Genomic DNA, 16,395 nt, shown 5'->3' with positions numbered 1-16,395 from the left:
GCTCCTTTCTGCCACGGTTCGGCCCCGTTATTTCTTCATGGAGATGCTTTCCTTCAGGAAGGCATCGCTGGTGGTGATAACCCGGGCATTCGCCTGAAAGCTCCGCTGAGAAATGATGAGATCGGAGAAGGAATCGGCCAGATCGCCGTTGCTCCCCTCCAGCGCACCGCCCATGAGCTTTCCCGTGTTCTCCGCGCCGGGAAAGAGAAGGTTCAGATCCCCCGAATTCGCGGTCACGGAAAAGAGGACGTCCCCTTCACTCTTGAGCCCCATGGGATTACGGAAAAAGGCAAGGGGGATGCGGTAGGTGGGTTTGACCATGTTGTTTGAATACACCACATTCAGCACGCCGTCGGCGGTGACGACCACTCCCTGTCGATATCCCATGGGATAGCCGTCCTGCTTGACGGAACGGGTCGTGCTGGAGCTTCCGAATTGCGTGATCCCTGCAAGCGGATCTCCGCCGCCACCGAAATCGAGGGTGATCTCCCCGGCCTCGGGAGTGACGGTCTGTCCCGGATTATTGGGATCAGGGACCGGGCTGTAGGGCACGTTGATGGCGACGATCTCCGATCCATCCCGGATGATGTCGCCCGCCACAACCCCCGTCGCAGGATCGGAAGCACCGGAAAATCCGATCTCGCCAGACCCCACCTCAACGGGAGGATCCTCGTCGAGCAGTTCCGCCTTCCAGGTCCAGCGGTTCAGTTTCCACGTCTCCGTCCCGTCCGGCGCGATTTCCGTGGCCTTGGACCAGGTCACCCGGATTTGATGGACATTGCCGAGATTGTCGTAGACAGTCGTCTCCGTGGCGTGGGAATCGCCCAGAGCCATGCCCGCGTCGAGATTGCATGCGTAAAGGATGCCCCCCGTCGCTTTTGGGGGGAGGGTGTACTCCGAATCTCCCGTTTCGGACGGAACGGGAATTTTCACCGGCTCAAGTCCACCGGGAGTTCCCGGAACACTTCCGTCGCCGATTCTCGTCCCCATCAGGTAGTTTCCCGTCCCGGACTGCACGAGATACCCTTCTCCATCGGCGACGAAGTTCCCCGCCCGGGTGTAGAACTGGCCTTGCTCATTCCGGACGACGAAAAAACCGGAGCCCGAGATGGCGATATCAGTGGGACTGTCGGTGAGGGAAAGAGTTCCGGCAGCCTGGCTCACATCGATGGCGGTCACGATGGACCCCAAGCCGACCTGCATGGGGCTCACACCGCCCAAATTGCCCTGGGGGCCGGTGGCGCCACGCATCAGGTCCGAAAGGAGATCGGAAAACACCGGGGAGGATTTGCGAAAACCCACGGTATTCACGTTGGCCACATTGTTGCCGATCACGTCGAGATAGGTCTGATGCCCAACCACGCCGTTCACGCCTGTCCACAGAGATCGTATCATGGCGGCCTCCTGAGATGATGTGTCATGTCGGTCAAGCCGCATTCCCTTGCCGTTTCAAAGCCCGACCGTCCGTGGCAGGCACTGCATGAACAAACACATTGGACCGACTCCGAATACCTCGTAGTTGGTATCGGCATTTCGAAGCGGGACTTTATCCCATGGAGTGCTTCAGAAGAACGAGGCCAGGAGGGGAGACCGGCAAGGGGAAAATCGAAGCGGCGAGGCCGAAATCGCCCCGCTGGCGGAAGATACGCACGGTTTCCGGAGGAAAAACAGATTTGAGCATGCACCGAACCGAGACGCCGGAACAAAAAACACCCGCTCCGGTGTTTTCCGACAGAAGAAGGGTTCCGGCTCTTCCTGGCCGGGCACACCGAGCGGCACAAAGACAAGGATGCTTCGAGGCCGCAGGGTTACCGTTTGAGAGTCGCCAGCCGCTCCGTGAGGCGGGCCGCCTTCGGGCTGTCCATCTTGGCGAGGATTGCCGCCGCCTGATCCTGGGGCATGCGGGAGAGGAGCGTCACCGCCAGATCCTCCCGGAGATCCTGCATGATCTGGGCGGCGTTGCGGGGAGACATTTCCTGGTAGGTCCGGAGAAGGTCCTCGATGTTTTTTTCCTCCGCGTCCGGCGCATCCTGTGTCGGCTGCTGCGCCGACTGTTCCGCCAGAAGCGCCTCCTGCCTTCCGAGCGCTTCCGCTCTGGCGAGAAGATCCGCGGAGATGGCCTCCGCCGCGGTCCGGAGAGCGTTGAGTTCCGCCTCCCGTATGGCGAGCAACTGCTCTCGCTCCTCGATTTCGAGGGCGCGACGTTCTGCGACGGTGAGGGCATAACGGGGAGGCACGCCGAAGGTATCCGAGAGCTGTTCTCCGACCAAAGGAATCTGGGGAAGCAACGGATAGAGGACCGTGCGTGCATCCCACACACCGGCCAGATGCAGACCGGAAAGGGTTCCGCCCAGAAGAAGAAGCGACAGAAGAAACATGGCACATCCGCGTCCGCGGGGCTTTTTCTTCGCCTTGGGGCTCCCTCCGGTGCTCTTGGAAGCCTTCGGCGAGGGCCTCGGTTCGTCGATCATCTCTTCGGAGGAATCCCGCATCGGATCCGCCATGAACCTATTCCTCCTCCTTCATTTTCCTGTAAAGAGCCAGCACGTTCCGAACGTATCGCTGCGTCTCCGGGATGGCCGGAATACCTCCACAGGCATCCACTCTTCCGGGGCCGGCGTTGTACGCCGCAAGCGCCTTCTCCATGTCACCGTCATATCGCTGCAGCATCGAGGCAAGGTAGCGGGCGCCTCCATCCATGTTTTCAATGGGATCGAAGGCATCTTGGACTCCCAGCATTCTTGCAGTTCCCGGCATAAGCTGCATGAGCCCCTGGGCCCCCTTGGGCGAGACCGCCCTCGGATTGCCTCCTGACTCCATGCGGATCACCGCCCGGACAAGGGCCGGATCGAGACCGTACGCCCCTGCGGTTGCAGGGAGGGCCGCTTGCCACGTCGCTCCGCCACTCCTCTCCTCCGAGAGAAGCACCTCGTCCCTGTCGAAAATCCCTTCACCGTCGGCGAGTCCCGGGCTGTCCGAGGCGAGGACATGTTGCAAAGCACGGTTTCTGTCCTTCCCCTGGGTTTTCTCCTTCTTTCGCGCCTCTTCGAGGGCACGCTCGAAATTCCCCGGCGAAACGCCTTCCCGCAAACGTTCCAGCGGCATGTCGGATCCTCCGGAAGGCGAAAAGCGGTTCTGGATTTCCTCGATTCGGGCGAGAACACGATTCACGTTCGCGAGACTGGGTCGCATGGAAATTCCTCCCGAGTGGTGTTGAAACGCATGCAGGTGAGATCGTCCAACTCGTTCTGCGCCGTCGAGAGCCGCACCGCAGTATCCGCGGCCTGGAGCTTGTCCACGTAGTTCTCCAGCATGCGCACCTCGCGGTGCCGCTCAAGGAGACGCACCTTGGTCTCTTCAATGGCACGGCGCAGGGCGGCCAATTCCCGCTCTTTGCACTCCATATCCGTGTCGATACACTCGATATGCTGCCGCTGATGCCAGAGATCACGGGGGGAGAACACCCGCCCGACCTGGGTCACGAACTCGTCCAGGGCGCGCTGGCGCTCCAGCTTCAATCCGTCGAGCTGGGCGAGCACGTTCTGCTCCGCCGTGAGCCGCTCGGAAAGTTCCACCTGAACGATCTGTTCCTCCCGGACTTTCGTCGAAAGGATACGCCGAAATCTCCGGATCTTCTGCATCATGGCCTATCTCCTCGCCTCCTGCAGGTTCGGCACGAGGGATCCCATAGTCTGCACGGTCTCCTCGAAGGAGAATCGCTCCTGAACACCCTGACGGAGAAAATCCTGCACCCGGTCGATGTATTCCAACGCCCAGTCTATTTTCGGATTGCTTCCGGTCTTGTACGCACCGATGTTGACCAGATCCTGGGCTTCTTCGAACACGGAGAGGACTTCCCGTATCGTCGTGGCCGCCGCCATCTGCTCCTCCGAAACCACGCCGGGCATCACGCGGCTGATGCTTCGGAGAACATCCACCGCAGGGTAGTGGTTCCTCGCGGCGATCTGGCGGGAGAGAACGATGTGTCCGTCGAGAATGCCCCGCACTGTGTCCGCCACAGGCTCGTTCATATCATCGCCCTCGACGAGAACCGAGTAGATGGCGGTGATGCTTCCCCGCTCTCCCGCGCCGGCCCGCTCAAGAAGACGGGGCAAAAAGGCGAACACCGAAGGCGTGTACCCGCGTGTGGCGGGAGGCTCCCCCACGGCCAGTCCTGAATCACGCTGCGCCATGGCGACGCGGGTGATGGAATCCATCATGAGCAGGACGTTCTCTCCCTGGTCACGGAAGTATTCCGCGATCGTCGTGGCAGTGAGCGCCGCCTTGAGACGCACGAGAGGCGGTTGATCCGACGTGGCCACCACCACGACGGAACGCTTGAGGCCCTCCACTCCCAGATCGTTGTCGAGGAACTCCTTGACTTCCCGGCCCCGTTCTCCCACAAGGCCGATGACGTTCACATCCGCCTCGGTGTTGCGGGCCATCATTCCGAGAAGAGTGCTCTTCCCCACGCCTGAACCGGAGAAGATGCCCACGCGCTGTCCCTGCCCCAGGGTCAGCAGACCGTCCATGACCTTGACGCCCACGGAGAGCGGTTTCGAAATGTGCTGTCGGCGCAGTGGGTGCGGCGGCGCAGCGTGAAGGGGGTAGAAGCCGGAGACCGCCACGGGTCCCTTCTCGTCAATGGGACGCCCCAGTCCGTCCAAAACCCTGCCGAGGAGACCGCTTCCCACATGAACGCCGAGACTGCGCCCCATGGCCACCACATCGCACCCCGGACCGATGTCCTGAATGTCTCCGAGCGGCATGAGCAACACCCGATCGCCCCGAAAACCCACCACTTCCGCACGGAGCACGCTGTTCCGCCTGCGAAAGCGGATTTCGCAGAGATCCCCCACCTGCACATCCGGCCCCTGAGACTCGATGACGAGCCCCACGACCTGAACGACTCTTCCGTTGACGCGGATCCAGTCGCTCCGGTCCAAACGCACCTCCAGGACACCCAACAGATCCTTTCCCATGACTACGCCCCGCCGTCCTCGGCGGCATCCTCCCGCCCCGCAGGATCGGGCGTGCCTCCGGAGGCAAGTCCCTCCAGAAGAACGCCGTCAACCTCCCGGGAAATCTGTTCGAGCTGAGTCCTCCACCGTGCGTCGTACACGCCGAGATTCGTCTCCACCAGACAACTTCCCCGATCCACGTTCTCGTCCCCGACGAACTCGATATGGCGGATCCCCCGGAGAATGTCGGCGAACTCGTCCCGCCGTTCCCGCACCGAGACGGCATCCTCGGGGTGAAGATACACCACCAGGCGCTCCCGATCACTCACCCGGAGGAGAACCTGGCGCAGAAGCGTCATCACCGTGGCTTCGTTGAGTTCCACCTGACGATGGAGCAAGCGTTCGAGCACGACACTCCAGAGCCGGATCAACCGGAGCTGGTTCGCTTCCGCAAGCTCTTCCAGATTCCGGCGAAGCTCGCCGTGGACGCCGTCAATCTGTTCCGCCAGGGAGGCGAAGCGCTCCGCGTATTCCTCCCGGACTTCCTGGAAGGCCTTGTTCCTCCCCCGGGTATACCCTTCGGAATAGCCCTCGTCATGCCCCGTGCGACGCGCATCCTCCCGTTGCTCCTCAAACCGGGATTCCAGATCGGCCTTGAGCTTCTCCAGCCTTGCCTCCGCATCCCTGCGCTGTTTCACGACCTCCTGCTCCAGGGACGCCGCGTGTTTGCGCGCCTCCACCAGGGCCTCTTCGGCCCGGCGGAGCTTCTCCTGAAGTCCGAGCCGCTCCTTTTCGGCGCGAAGAGCCGCCGCCTGCTCTCCCCTCTCCTCGGTTCCGGAGACGGGACATGCCTCCTCCGGCGCCGTCTTCCCCTGCGGCAGGGGGCTTCCTACCTTGACCGCCTCCGGAAGAAGGCGTACCGCCCGGAAAAGACGTTGGCGACCGGTTCCGCTAGACAATCAGCTCTTCCTCTCCACCTCGGGCGATGACGATCTCTCCGGCATCCTCAAGGGCGCGGATGACATTGACGATCTTCTGCTGCGCCTCCTCCACGTCCCGGACGCGCACGGGCCCCATGAACTGCATGTCCTCCAGCAGCATCTCGGAGGCTCGTTTGGACATGTTCTTGAAGAATTTCTGCCGCAACTCCTCCGTAGCTCCCTTGAGGGCGAGAGAGAGGTCCTTGATGTCCACTTCCCGGAGGACGCGCTGAAGCGAACGGTCGTCCAGCCCGATCACGTCCTCGAAGACGAAGAGGCGCCGTTTGATTTCCTCCGCCAGGTCGGGGTCCTTTTCCTCGAGCATTTCCATGATGTTCCGCTCCGTACCCCGATCCACACGGTTGATGATGTCCACCACGGCTTCAATGCCTCCGGCAATGGTGAAATCCTGGCCGAGAACACTGCTGAGTTTTCGCTCCAGCACCCGCTCCACCTCCCGCAGGACTTCCGGAGTGATCCTGTCCATGGTGGCGATGCGCCGCGTCACATCCCACTGAATGTTGGCGGGCAGACCGCCCATGATCGCCGCAGCCTGTTCGGGAACGAGATAGGAGAGAATGAGGGCGATAGTCTGGGGATGCTCTCCCTGGATGAAGCTAAGAACTTGTTGTGCGTCAGTGTGGCGCATGAAGTCGAAGGGACGTACCTGAAGGCTCGCGGTGATGCGCCGGAGGATTTCCTGGGCACGCTCGGCCCCGAGGGCCTGCTCCAGGAGCGACCGTGCGTAATCCACGCCCCCTTGGGAAAGGAATTCCTTGGCCATAAGCAGCTCCTGGGCCTCTTTGAGAACCTGGAGCTTGACATCCGGAGTGATTTTCCGCAGGTTGGCGATTTCGAGTGTAAGCAACTCGATGGTCCCCTCGTCGAGCTGCTTGTAGATGAGTCCTGCCACTTCAGGGCCCAGAGAAACCAAGAGGATGGCAGCTTTGTCTCTCCCCCTCAGTTCTTTTTTGGCCATGGATTCCCTTCCTCTCCCAGGCGGCTATTCCTCAGCCAGCCAATTCTTGATGACTGCAGCGACATCCTCGGGGTTCTTCATCGCATAGATGCGGAGCTGTTCTTCCAGAACGACGACTTCACTCTGTCCGGCCATCAGATCAGGGTTTTCCATGAGCTCTCTCAGGCTCGGCACCTTTCCTTCCTCGCCTCCAGCCGCCTGTTCGAGGAGAAGCCGCCGGCGGCGGCGCATCCACCAGAGAGCCACGCCGACCGCCCCCACAAGCACGAGCGCGAGCGCGATCATGCCCATGAGGAGCTGCTGTCGCCGCTGCTCCTGGAGCTGGGCGAGAAGGTTGTCCACAAAAGAGGTGGAGAAGGGCATGGGCTGAATGACGAGCTTGTCTCCCCTCACCTCGTCGATACCGATGGCCGCCGCCACGGCCTCCTTGAGTCCGCCCAGTTGCTCGTCCGAGAGCGTACCGTCCACGAGCACCGAGGCGGAGACCCGTTTCACCGTTCCCGGCGTTCCCACCTGCTCCTCTTCCCGGGTGGTGATCTCGTAGTTCTTCGTCGATTCCGTCTTGGCGTATTCGCTGTTCCCCTGCTGCTGTCCCGTGATGGCGTACCCCGGGATGTTCGTGGTCGTTCCCGGAGGAGCTCCGGGAACACTGCCGGGTCCCTCGTAGGTCTCTTCCATGTCCTGTTGGCTTCGGATAACGCCTTTGCCGGTAGGACCGGGGATGAATTCCCTGGTGGAGACCTTTCGCTTGTCGAAATCAAGTTCCACCCGAACGCGCACCACCGCCTTGCCGGGGCCGAAAACCCGCTCCAGCATGACGCGAAGCTTGCGTTCGAATTCCTGTTCCTGCTGCCGTTCGAGTTCCCGTTGCACCGAGGAGACGGAAGAACCCAGGCCGTCACTTCCCGCAAAGATGAAATTTTCATCGGCGATCATATCGGAGAGGACGTTGCCCGCCGTGTCCACCACGGTGACATCGTCGGCGCGAAGGCCCTCGACGCTGTGAGCGACGAGGTGGACGATGGAGCGCACCTGCTCCGGACCGACCTTTCTCCCCTGTTTCAGCCGGACGAGGACGGATGCGGTGGAGGGTTGTTGTTGTTCGAGGAAGAGACGCTGCTCGGGAATGACGATGTTGACCTTCGCATACTCCACGGCGTCGATCTGCAGGACCGTCCGCGCCAGCTCCCCCTCCAGTCCCCGGAGGTAGGTGATGCGCTGCTGGAAATCGCTCATGCCCATCTTGGCCCGGTCGAAGATCTCGAAGCCCACGACGCCCCCCTTGGGAAGCCCCGCGGAGGCGAGATTCAACCGTGCCTCATGGACCACGTCCCGGGGAACGAGAATAGCGTTGGCAACGGGATCCAGCCGGTAAGGAATCTTCTGCTCCCGAAGGGTCGCCACGATGGAAGCCTGATCGTCCACTTCGAGCCCGGAAAAGAGGGGGTCGTAGGCTGTTCTTCCGGACCAGAGCACGAGGAGGACGATGGCGGCCACCACGAGCACTGACGCCCCGAGCAGAGAATACCGCTGCCACGGAACGAGGGACTCCCAAAAAACCCGTATCCTGGAGAAGAACTGCCTGATCCGTTCCATGAGCGTTCGTCAGACCGGCATTCTGGCGATCTGCTGATAGGCATCCACCAGTTTGTTCCGGATCTCCATGAACAACCGCAGGGACATCTCCGCCTCGGACGCGGCGACAACCACCTCGGAAATGTCGTTCACTTCTCCCAGTGCCAGTTTTCGCGTCTTCTCGTCCGCCACATGTTGCAGGTCGTTCACATTCTCCATGCTCTCCTTGAGGACCGCGGCGAAGGTGGTTCCACGCTTTGTTCCCTCATCCTTCTTCTGAACCGCACTCCCCTTCCCCTCGTCCCCGAAAGGAAGCGTCCTGTCAAGTAAATTCAGGGTAACGGCACTCATGTTCGCCCCTCCTCCCGGAAATACGCATACGCAGATTTACACCATGATACCACATCAGACTGACATTTACCGCAAAAGACTCTCCCCTGTCGCTCTTCCTCTAAAGACAATCCTCCGGTAATTTACCAGAAAAAGCGAAAAAAAAGCAGGGGGGACTGCCTCACCCCCCCGAATCGAAAGCCTTATTTTCAATTGATCCAAAAGTCCCGACACCTATCCTTTGAGCACTTCCAAGGCACTGTTCCACATGGCCTTTCCCGTGTCCACGATGGAGAGATTCGCCTCGTAGGCCCTGCTGGCCACGATCATGTCCGTCATCTCCCGCACCACGTTCACGTTCGGATAGGCCACATATCCTTCCTCGTTCGCATCGGGGTGTTCCGGCTGGTAGACCAACCGGGGCGGAAGAGGGTCCTGCGCGATGGCGGTAACCTTCACTCCACCCGACGCGGAATTGGGGGAAAGCTCGCGGTCGAGGCGTTCTGCAAAAACAGGCACGCGCCGTACATAAGGACCTCCGTCGCCGGAGCGCGTGGTATTCACATTGGCGAGGTTTTCCGAGATCGTGTCCATCCAGAGACGATGCGCCGTGAGAGCACTTCCCGCCACGTTCAAGGAGTGAAAGACGCGCATCATCGGCCTCCTATGACGGCCTTGTACAGACCGAACTTTCGCCCGAGCATTCTGTTCATGGCGGTATATCCCATCCTCGTCTGGTTGAGAAGGGCGTTCTCCCGCTCGGGATCCACATTGTTTCCGTCGAGGCGGTACCACTCGTCGTAGATCCGGGACTCCTCGGGAACCACGTCGTTCACGGAAAGAGGACGCCGAGGAATGTGCTTGGTGTCGGTCACGGCAAGAGGCAGCTTCGTGGGACCGTCGATGAGTTCCTTCAACTGGTCCTCGAAGGAGACCTCCCGGCGGGCATACCGCGGGGTGTTGCCGTTGGCCATGTTCTGGGAGACCGCCTCGAACCGGCGAGACAATCCTTCGACATCCTTCGCGATGACATCCCAGGTCATGTCCCTTTGCATGAAACTCCCTCCCGAACGATTCCAAGATGAACGGATCTCATCGGACCCTTTTGTGTATCGGCAGCGTCTTTCCTTCTCTTGAAAGGAGAATCGCTCCCGGGATCTCTCTTTTCGCCGTATCTCGACACGGCGAAAAGAGAACAGGACCGTCCACCCCGAAGAAAAACACCCGGTGGAATCTGCCGAAACATCGGAGATTCCACCGGGAAAGAGTCGGGACGACGTCGAAAAACCTCTGTAGCCGGGGGTTGTCGGATCACTCCTCGAAAATGCCCAGTTCCTCCAGGAAGAGCGCGCTCAGAACGCGGATGTACGTTCCCTTCATGCCGAGGCTCCGGCTTTCGATGATCCCGGCACTCTCCAGCTTGCGCAGGGCATTGACGATGACGCTCCGGGTCACGCCGACGCGATCCGCCACGCGGCTCGCCACCACGACTCCTTCGGGGCCCCCGAGCTCCCGCACGATGTGCCGCACCGACTCCACCTCGGAATAGGAAAGGGCACGCATGGCCATCTGCACCACCAGACGCTCCCGGGCGCGTTCCTCGATAGAACGAGTCCGCTCGTGGAGAATCTCCAGTCCCACCACGGTGGCGAGATATTCTGCGAGGACGAGGTCCCTCGTATCAAAGGGCTGGCCGAACCGAGCAAGAATCAGGGTCCCCAAACGCTCTGCCCCGCCCGTGATGGGAACGTAGAGCACGTGCTTGTTGGAGTAGGTACAGGGATGGTCCGCATAGGCGCACAGCCCGTGGTCCGTGTGGTTGAGCACCGATTCGTGGTACTGGTTGAGTTTCTCCACATAGGAATCGGGCATGCTGTTCTTTTCGAGCAGGTTCGCCATAATGGGACAGTCGTACTCACTCACCCAGGCATACCCGAGGATGCGCCCCTCCCTGCTGATGAGATACACGTTGGCCGCCGCAAGATCGCACAGAAGCTTGGAGAGCTTCTGGTAATCCGGATAGGCCCGATGGTCCCTTCTGTTCTGCAGTGCCCGGCTCACGAGACGGGTTTTCTCGAGCAGATCCTGCATGGCCGAAGGATTCAGGATCTTCGCTCTCGACTCGATGAGTTCCTTGGGGGTGTTCATCGTCACGGCATGTCCCTCCTATTTCTTCTTCTCGTAAACGTGTCGCTCACGACGGCCCCACTCGGGACTTCCGGCATGATTTTCCTCGTCGTGCGTGCCCTTCCCGCAATGCTCGAATGCCTCGTTATCTCCTTTTCTTAGAGAAGGTAGTTCCGCATGTCTTTGTCCGCCGCCACGTCCCGCAGGCGCTCCTCCACAAAGGGGACATCCACGCGGACCGTGCTGCCGGCCAAGTCCTGCGCATCGAAACTGATTTCCTCCAGAAGAAGTTCCATAATGGTGGCGAGCCGCCGGGCACCGATGTTCTCCATGTCGCGGTTCGCCGCCGTGGCAAACTTGGCGATGGCGCGCAGCGCTCCTTCTTCAAAGAGAAGTTCCACCCCCTCCGTGCCGAGCAGGGCCTGATACTGGCGTACAAGGCTGTGTTCGGGCTCCCGGAGAATGCGGAACAATTCCTCCTCGCCGAGGGAATCGAGCTCAACCCTTATGGGAAGTCTTCCCTGCAGCTCCGGAACAAGATCCGACGGCTTGACCTTGTGGAAGGCCCCGGCGGCGATAAACAGAATGTGATCCGTCGTGACCGGGCCGTACTTGGTCTGCACCGTACATCCCTCCACGATGGGCAGGAGATCCCGCTGCACGCCCTCGCGACTCACGTCCGGGCCTGCCCCGCGGCCCTCTCCGGCCGCAACCTTATCCAGCTCGTCGAGAAAGACGATGCCTTCCTCCTGTGCCTTTTCGAGGGCTTCCCTGGTGACGACCTCCATGTCCACGAGCTTCTCCGCCTCTTCCGCCTCAAGAATGCGCCGAGCCTCGGCGACGCTGACGCGACGCCGTCGGGATTTCTTGGGCAGCAGACCGCCGAGCATTTCGTTGAGGTTCATGCCCATTTCCTCCATGCCGGCACCTCCCAACAGGGGCATGCCGAGCTTGGGCACCTCCGTCACCTCGACTTCCACCTCCCGATCCTCGAGCCTGCCGTTGCGCAGCATCTCCCGAAGTCGCTCCCGGGTCGCGGTGAAGCGCTGTTCCTCCTCCGGCGTCTGGGGGGGAGGTGTACTCGCCTGGGCGGACTCCTCCTGCTGCCCGCCGAAAAGCCGAAAGAACTCGGGGACGCGAGAGACCGCGGAACGGGGCCGGGGAAGAAGCGCATCAAGCAGTCGGTCCTCGGCGCGCACCTTCGCGACCTCGCGAACCTCTTCGACCTTCCGCTCCTTCACCATCTGCACCGCCGTCTCCACGAGATCGCGGATCATGGATTCCACATCGCGCCCCACATAGCCCACTTCGGTATACTTGGTGGCCTCCACCTTGACGAACGGGGCGTTCACCAAGTGCGAGAGGCGGCGGGCGATCTCCGTCTTACCCACCCCAGTGGGACCGACCATGAGGATGTTCCGGGGAGCGATCTCCCTGGCCGCCTCCTCGGGAAGACGCCGCCTGCGGAGGCGGTTCCTCAGGGCGACCGCCACGGCGCGTTTGGCCTTTTCCTGGCCGATGACGTATCTATCGAGATAGGCGACGATCTCCCGGGGGGAGAAGTCCCGTCCTTCCTGTCGTATCACGCGTCGATCACCTCCACGGTGATGTTCTTGTTGGTGTAGATGCACAGATCCCCCGCGATCTCCAGAGAGCGGCGGGCAATCTCCTCCGCAGGCCATTCCGCAGCTTCGCAGAGCGCCCTCGCCGCAGCAAGGGCGAAGCCGGAGCCGGAACCGATGGACGCGGCGTATCCTTCGGGTTCCAGGACATCTCCAGCGCCGGAGAGCAGAAGCGTCTGCTCCCGGTCCGCCACGAGCATCATCGCCTCTAGCCTGCGAAGAGCCCGGTCGGTACGCCATTCCCGCACCATGGTCACGGCGGCCCGCATGAGATTTCCCGAATGCTCCTCCAGAAACTTTTCAAAGCGCTCCAGCAGCGTCATGGCATCGGCGGTGCTTCCGGCGAATCCCGCGAGCACCGTGCCGCGGTAGAGGCGCCGTACCTTTCGCGCCCCCGCCTTGACGACCTGGTTTCCCAACGTGACCTGTCCGTCTCCTGCCATGGCGACGCGGTTCCGGATCCGCACGCAGAGAATCGTCGTTCCCTCAAACATGTTCGTCCGCTCCTCCCCCGCGGGGATGGGCCGCACTGTAGCTCCGGCGCATCTGCTCCGCGGTGATCCTGAGATATTTCTGGGTCGTCACGAGACTTTCGTGGCCCAACAGTTCCTGAAGCACCCGAAGCGACGCGCCTCCCTCAAGCATGTGCGTCGCAAAGGAATGGCGCAGCACGTGGGGCGTCACACCCGCGAGCCCGACGATCCGGGCAGCTCGGGTGACGATACGGTGCACGGTGCGCACCGAAAGCTTCCCACCCTCCTCACCCGGAAAGAGCGGTCCACCCCGCTCCCCCGAAGGCGGGAGGGGCAATTCCAGAAGGGTATCCCGGGCAATGCGTCCCATGGGAACCATGCGCTCCTTGTCCCCCTTGCCGCGCACGCGAATCCACCGCTCCTCAAGCTGCACGTCCTCCCAGTCGAGCGCGACGAGTTCGGCCACGCGCAGACCACAGCCGTACAACAGTTCCAACACCGCCCGGTCGCGATGAAACTCCTCCCCACGCGGCCCCTCTTCGACGAGACGCGCCGTGTCTTCCCGGGAGAGCGCCCGGGGAAGGCGCTGGGGCAGCTTGGGACTCCGCACGGATGCCGCCGCGTTGGAAGCCACTCTTCCGTTCCGCTGGAGGAAGGCGAACCAGCTCCGCACGGCGGAGAGTTTCCTCGCCGCGCTGGTCTTCGCGTATCCGAATCCCATGATGTCCCGAAGAAAAGCACGGACATGGGAGGACGTTATCTCCTCCACGTCCTCAAGCCCCTGCTGGAGAAGAAACTCGCAGAACTGGGCGAGATCGACCGCGTAGTTGGTCACGGTATGATCCGAGCGCCCCAGAGAGAAGCGCAGGTGCTCCAGATAGCGGTCCATTTCGACGGAGAGATTTTCACTCATGGCGCGTATTGTAGCACTTTTCCCTTGAAATTGGGAAATTTCTGGAGAAAGGGGTCATAAGTACTACGGAAAAAGCGTGCCCTGCTTCTCAAGAAAGAGTGCAAGGGCTTCCCGTGCCCTGGTGGCTACCGCTCCGCACCGCTCGGTCCGCCCTCGGATCCGCTTCGAAAGAGGGGGGAAAATGCCGAGATTGCAGTTCATGGGTTGAAAGCTTCCGGGAAGGGCACTGCCGAGATAGTGCAGCAGAGCACCTATGGCGGTCTCTTCGGGCCAGCACGGAAAGGGTGAACCTGCGAGAAAGGCCGCACAATTCACCGCTGCGGCAAGCCCCATGGCGGTGCTCTCCACATAGCCTTCCACGCCGACGAGCTGCCCCGCCAGAAACAGTGCCTCCCGCCCCCTAAGCCGGAGGGAGGAATCCAACGCCAGGGGAGCGTTGACATAGATGTTCCGGTGCATGACGCCGAGACGGATGAACTCCGCCTTCTCCAGTCCCGGAATGAGCCGGAAGACGCGCTCCTGCTCCCCCCAGCGCAGATTGGTCTGAAATCCCACGAGGTTGTAGAGTGTGCCTTCCCGGTTGTCCTGGCGAAGCTGCACCACCGCGTAGGGCTCTCTTCCCGTTCTCGGGTCCGGAAGCCCAACGGGACGCATGGGACCGTAGCGGAGGGTGTCCGGCCCCCGTTCCGCAAGGACTTCCACGGGAAGACATCCCTCGAAATAGCGCGGATCCTGCTCGAATTCCTTCCGAGGTGTCCGTTCCGCCGCCAGCAGGGCGGAAAGAAAACGCTCGTAGGCCTCCCTGTCGAGGGGACAGTTCAGATAATCCTCCCCCTGCCCCCATCGGCTGGCCCGGTAGACCGTACCCGCGTCCACGCTTTCCGCGGTCACCACGGGAGCGACCGCGTCGTAGAAGGCGAGAAAACCTCCCGCGGATTCCCTGAGACACGCCGCAAGCGCAGGACTCGTGAGAGGTCCCGTGGCGATCACCGCGGGTTCTTGGGGCAATGTGGCAACCTCCTCCCGGAGGATCGTCACCAGGGGATGTGCGACGAGACGCTCCGACACGAAACGGGCGAAGAGTTCCCGATCCACCGCCAGAGCCCGCCCCGCGGGAACGGCGCTCTCTTCGGCAGCTTCCATGACGAGGCTCTTCATGCGCCGGAGTTCTTCCTTGAGAAGTCCTCCCGGGCTTTCCGGCACGTCCGACCCGAGGGAATTGCTGCAGACCAGCTCCGCCAGCCACGCCGTCCTGTGGGCGGGAGTGTTGTTTACGGGGCGCATTTCGTGGAGACGAACCGTATGCCCCCGGCGGGCCAACTGCCACGCCGCTTCGCTTCCCGCGAGGCCACCTCCGACGACGGTGACGGACTGGGACGGGACCGGGGCGCTACACATCCGAGGAGGTTTCCTTCGGAGAGCGGGGCGACGGAGTCGTTCCCTTCCGGGGAGTCCGCGGCTTGGCGGCGCTCGGCTTCTTCTTCGGACGCCCGGCCTTTTTCTTCGGTGCGGGTTCAGCGGCCTCACTCTGGCCGGAACAGGCAGGACAGAAAGGAGGCTTGTTCTTTCCCCGCACCATCAGAGGACCACCGCACTCGGGACATTTTTCTCCGCTGGGCTGGTTCCAGGAGACGAAGTCGCAGGCGGGATAGAGGGAACAGCCGTAGAAGAAACGTCCCTTCTTCGTACGTCGCCGCACCACCTCCCCCTTGCCGCAGGTGGGACAGGAAATGCCCAGGGTCTTCAGGATGGGACGGGTGTAGGAGCAGTTCGGATACCCCGAACAGGCGATGAATTCGCCGAAACGCCCTCGCTTGATCACGAGGGGAGCGCCGCACTCGGGACAGGCCTCGCCGATCTCCTTGACGGGGACACGGACACGTTCCGCGTTTTTCTCCGCCGAGGAAAGCGTCTCGGAGAAGGGACGCCAGAAATCGTCCACCACGCCGACCCAGGGGCGGCCGCCCTGCTCGACTTCGTCGAGTTCGCTCTCCATGCCTGCGGTAAAACCGACGTCCACGATCCCAGGAAAATGCGCGACGAGAAAGTCGTTCACCACGAGCCCCAGATCCGTGGGCTCCAGACGCCGCTCGTCGTTGCGCTCCACATATCCCCGGTCGTAGAGCGTCTGGATGATGGTGGCGTAGGTGGAGGGACGACCGATGCCCTTCTCTTCGAGAGCCTTCACGAGCCCGGATTCCGCGTACCGTGCGGGGGGCTTGGTGAAACGCTGCTCCCGGAGGACATCGTCCACGAAAAGCGTCTCCCCCTCCACGGCGGGAGCGATGAGCCCCTCCTTCAGGTCCAGGGGCCAGACCTTGCCCCATCCTTCGAAACGAAGAACCGCTCCGGCCTGGGCGAGACCGTAGGCGCCACACTCGGCTTCGAGGGTGCTCCGGGCCACCACCGCAGCAGACATCTGCGATGCGGTGAAC

Annotated in this window: 17 protein-coding genes; all 17 read right to left on the bottom strand. The window is 61.8% G+C overall.

The annotated features are described in order from the left end of the window. Positions 1 to 27 precede the first annotated feature (27 nt). Positions 28 to 1,395 (bottom strand): flagellar hook protein FlgE, encoded by a 1,368-nt coding sequence (locus Q1K49_RS01710; protein ID WP_300522068.1) that lies wholly within the window; start codon positions 1,393 to 1,395, stop codon positions 28 to 30. A 413-nt stretch (positions 1,396 to 1,808) separates the two neighbouring features. After that, positions 1,809 to 2,504: an MgtE intracellular region gene (locus Q1K49_RS01705; protein WP_300522065.1), complete on the bottom strand. Its 696-nt coding sequence runs from the start codon at positions 2,502 to 2,504 to the stop codon at positions 1,809 to 1,811. Between the two features lie 4 nt (positions 2,505 to 2,508). Then, positions 2,509 to 3,192 carry a lytic transglycosylase domain-containing protein gene (locus Q1K49_RS01700; RefSeq protein WP_300522063.1) on the bottom strand — a complete coding sequence of 228 codons (684 nt, stop codon included), beginning with the start codon at positions 3,190 to 3,192 and terminating at the stop codon, positions 2,509 to 2,511. Further along, positions 3,168 to 3,644 (bottom strand): hypothetical protein, encoded by a 477-nt coding sequence (locus Q1K49_RS01695; RefSeq protein WP_300522061.1) that lies wholly within the window; start codon positions 3,642 to 3,644, stop codon positions 3,168 to 3,170. Before Q1K49_RS01695 ends, Q1K49_RS01700 begins: the two co-directional genes overlap by 25 nt. A gap of 3 nt (positions 3,645 to 3,647) precedes the next feature. Next, positions 3,648 to 4,982 carry a flagellar protein export ATPase FliI gene (gene fliI / locus Q1K49_RS01690; protein WP_300522059.1) on the bottom strand — a complete coding sequence of 445 codons (1,335 nt, stop codon included), beginning with the start codon at positions 4,980 to 4,982 and terminating at the stop codon, positions 3,648 to 3,650. Positions 4,983 to 4,984: 2 nt separating this feature from the next. Continuing rightward, a complete protein-coding gene (locus Q1K49_RS01685) occupies positions 4,985 to 5,920 on the bottom strand; it encodes a FliH/SctL family protein (protein WP_300522057.1) in 936 nt (311 codons plus the stop codon). Continuing rightward, entirely contained in the window at positions 5,913 to 6,920 is a 1,008-nt protein-coding gene (gene fliG, locus Q1K49_RS01680) for a flagellar motor switch protein FliG (protein ID WP_300522054.1), read from the bottom strand. Before fliG ends, Q1K49_RS01685 begins: the two co-directional genes overlap by 8 nt. A 24-nt stretch (positions 6,921 to 6,944) precedes the next feature. Next, positions 6,945 to 8,516 carry a flagellar basal-body MS-ring/collar protein FliF gene (fliF, locus tag Q1K49_RS01675; protein ID WP_300522052.1) on the bottom strand — a complete coding sequence of 524 codons (1,572 nt, stop codon included), beginning with the start codon at positions 8,514 to 8,516 and terminating at the stop codon, positions 6,945 to 6,947. Between the two features lie 9 nt (positions 8,517 to 8,525). After that, positions 8,526 to 8,846: a flagellar hook-basal body complex protein FliE gene (gene fliE, locus Q1K49_RS01670; RefSeq protein WP_300522049.1), complete on the bottom strand. Its 321-nt coding sequence runs from the start codon at positions 8,844 to 8,846 to the stop codon at positions 8,526 to 8,528. A gap of 213 nt (positions 8,847 to 9,059) precedes the next feature. After that, the gene (gene flgC / locus Q1K49_RS01665) at positions 9,060 to 9,479 is read right to left on the bottom strand and encodes a flagellar basal body rod protein FlgC (protein WP_300522046.1); all 420 of its coding nucleotides are present in this window, start codon (positions 9,477 to 9,479) and stop codon (positions 9,060 to 9,062) included. Next, positions 9,479 to 9,880 (bottom strand): flagellar basal body rod protein FlgB, encoded by a 402-nt coding sequence (flgB, locus tag Q1K49_RS01660; protein WP_029165871.1) that lies wholly within the window; start codon positions 9,878 to 9,880, stop codon positions 9,479 to 9,481. The genes flgC and flgB overlap by 1 nt, the downstream gene beginning before the upstream one ends. A 256-nt stretch (positions 9,881 to 10,136) precedes the next feature. After that, positions 10,137 to 10,973: a GTP-sensing pleiotropic transcriptional regulator CodY gene (codY, locus tag Q1K49_RS01655; protein WP_029165870.1), complete on the bottom strand. Its 837-nt coding sequence runs from the start codon at positions 10,971 to 10,973 to the stop codon at positions 10,137 to 10,139. 137 nt (positions 10,974 to 11,110) lie between these two features. Next, the gene (gene hslU, locus Q1K49_RS01650; protein WP_300522043.1) at positions 11,111 to 12,538 is read right to left on the bottom strand and encodes an ATP-dependent protease ATPase subunit HslU; all 1,428 of its coding nucleotides are present in this window, start codon (positions 12,536 to 12,538) and stop codon (positions 11,111 to 11,113) included. Further along, the gene (hslV, locus tag Q1K49_RS01645) at positions 12,535 to 13,068 is read right to left on the bottom strand and encodes an ATP-dependent protease subunit HslV (protein ID WP_213693772.1); all 534 of its coding nucleotides are present in this window, start codon (positions 13,066 to 13,068) and stop codon (positions 12,535 to 12,537) included. The genes hslU and hslV overlap by 4 nt, the downstream gene beginning before the upstream one ends. Then, entirely contained in the window at positions 13,061 to 13,960 is a 900-nt protein-coding gene (locus Q1K49_RS01640; RefSeq protein WP_300522039.1) for a tyrosine recombinase XerC, read from the bottom strand. The genes hslV and Q1K49_RS01640 overlap by 8 nt, the downstream gene beginning before the upstream one ends. A gap of 63 nt (positions 13,961 to 14,023) precedes the next feature. After that, positions 14,024 to 15,358: a methylenetetrahydrofolate--tRNA-(uracil(54)-C(5))-methyltransferase (FADH(2)-oxidizing) TrmFO gene (gene trmFO / locus Q1K49_RS01635; protein WP_300522037.1), complete on the bottom strand. Its 1,335-nt coding sequence runs from the start codon at positions 15,356 to 15,358 to the stop codon at positions 14,024 to 14,026. Then, the coding region (locus Q1K49_RS01630; protein ID WP_300522035.1) for a DNA topoisomerase at positions 15,351 to 16,395 on the bottom strand (1,045 nt) is incomplete at its 5' end. The genes trmFO and Q1K49_RS01630, both read right to left, overlap by 8 nt.

It is taken from the genome of Aminiphilus sp. (assembly GCF_029975095.1).
Classification (GTDB): domain Bacteria; phylum Synergistota; class Synergistia; order Synergistales; family Aminiphilaceae; genus Aminiphilus.
This window is presented reverse-complemented; position numbering and strand designations above follow the sequence as displayed.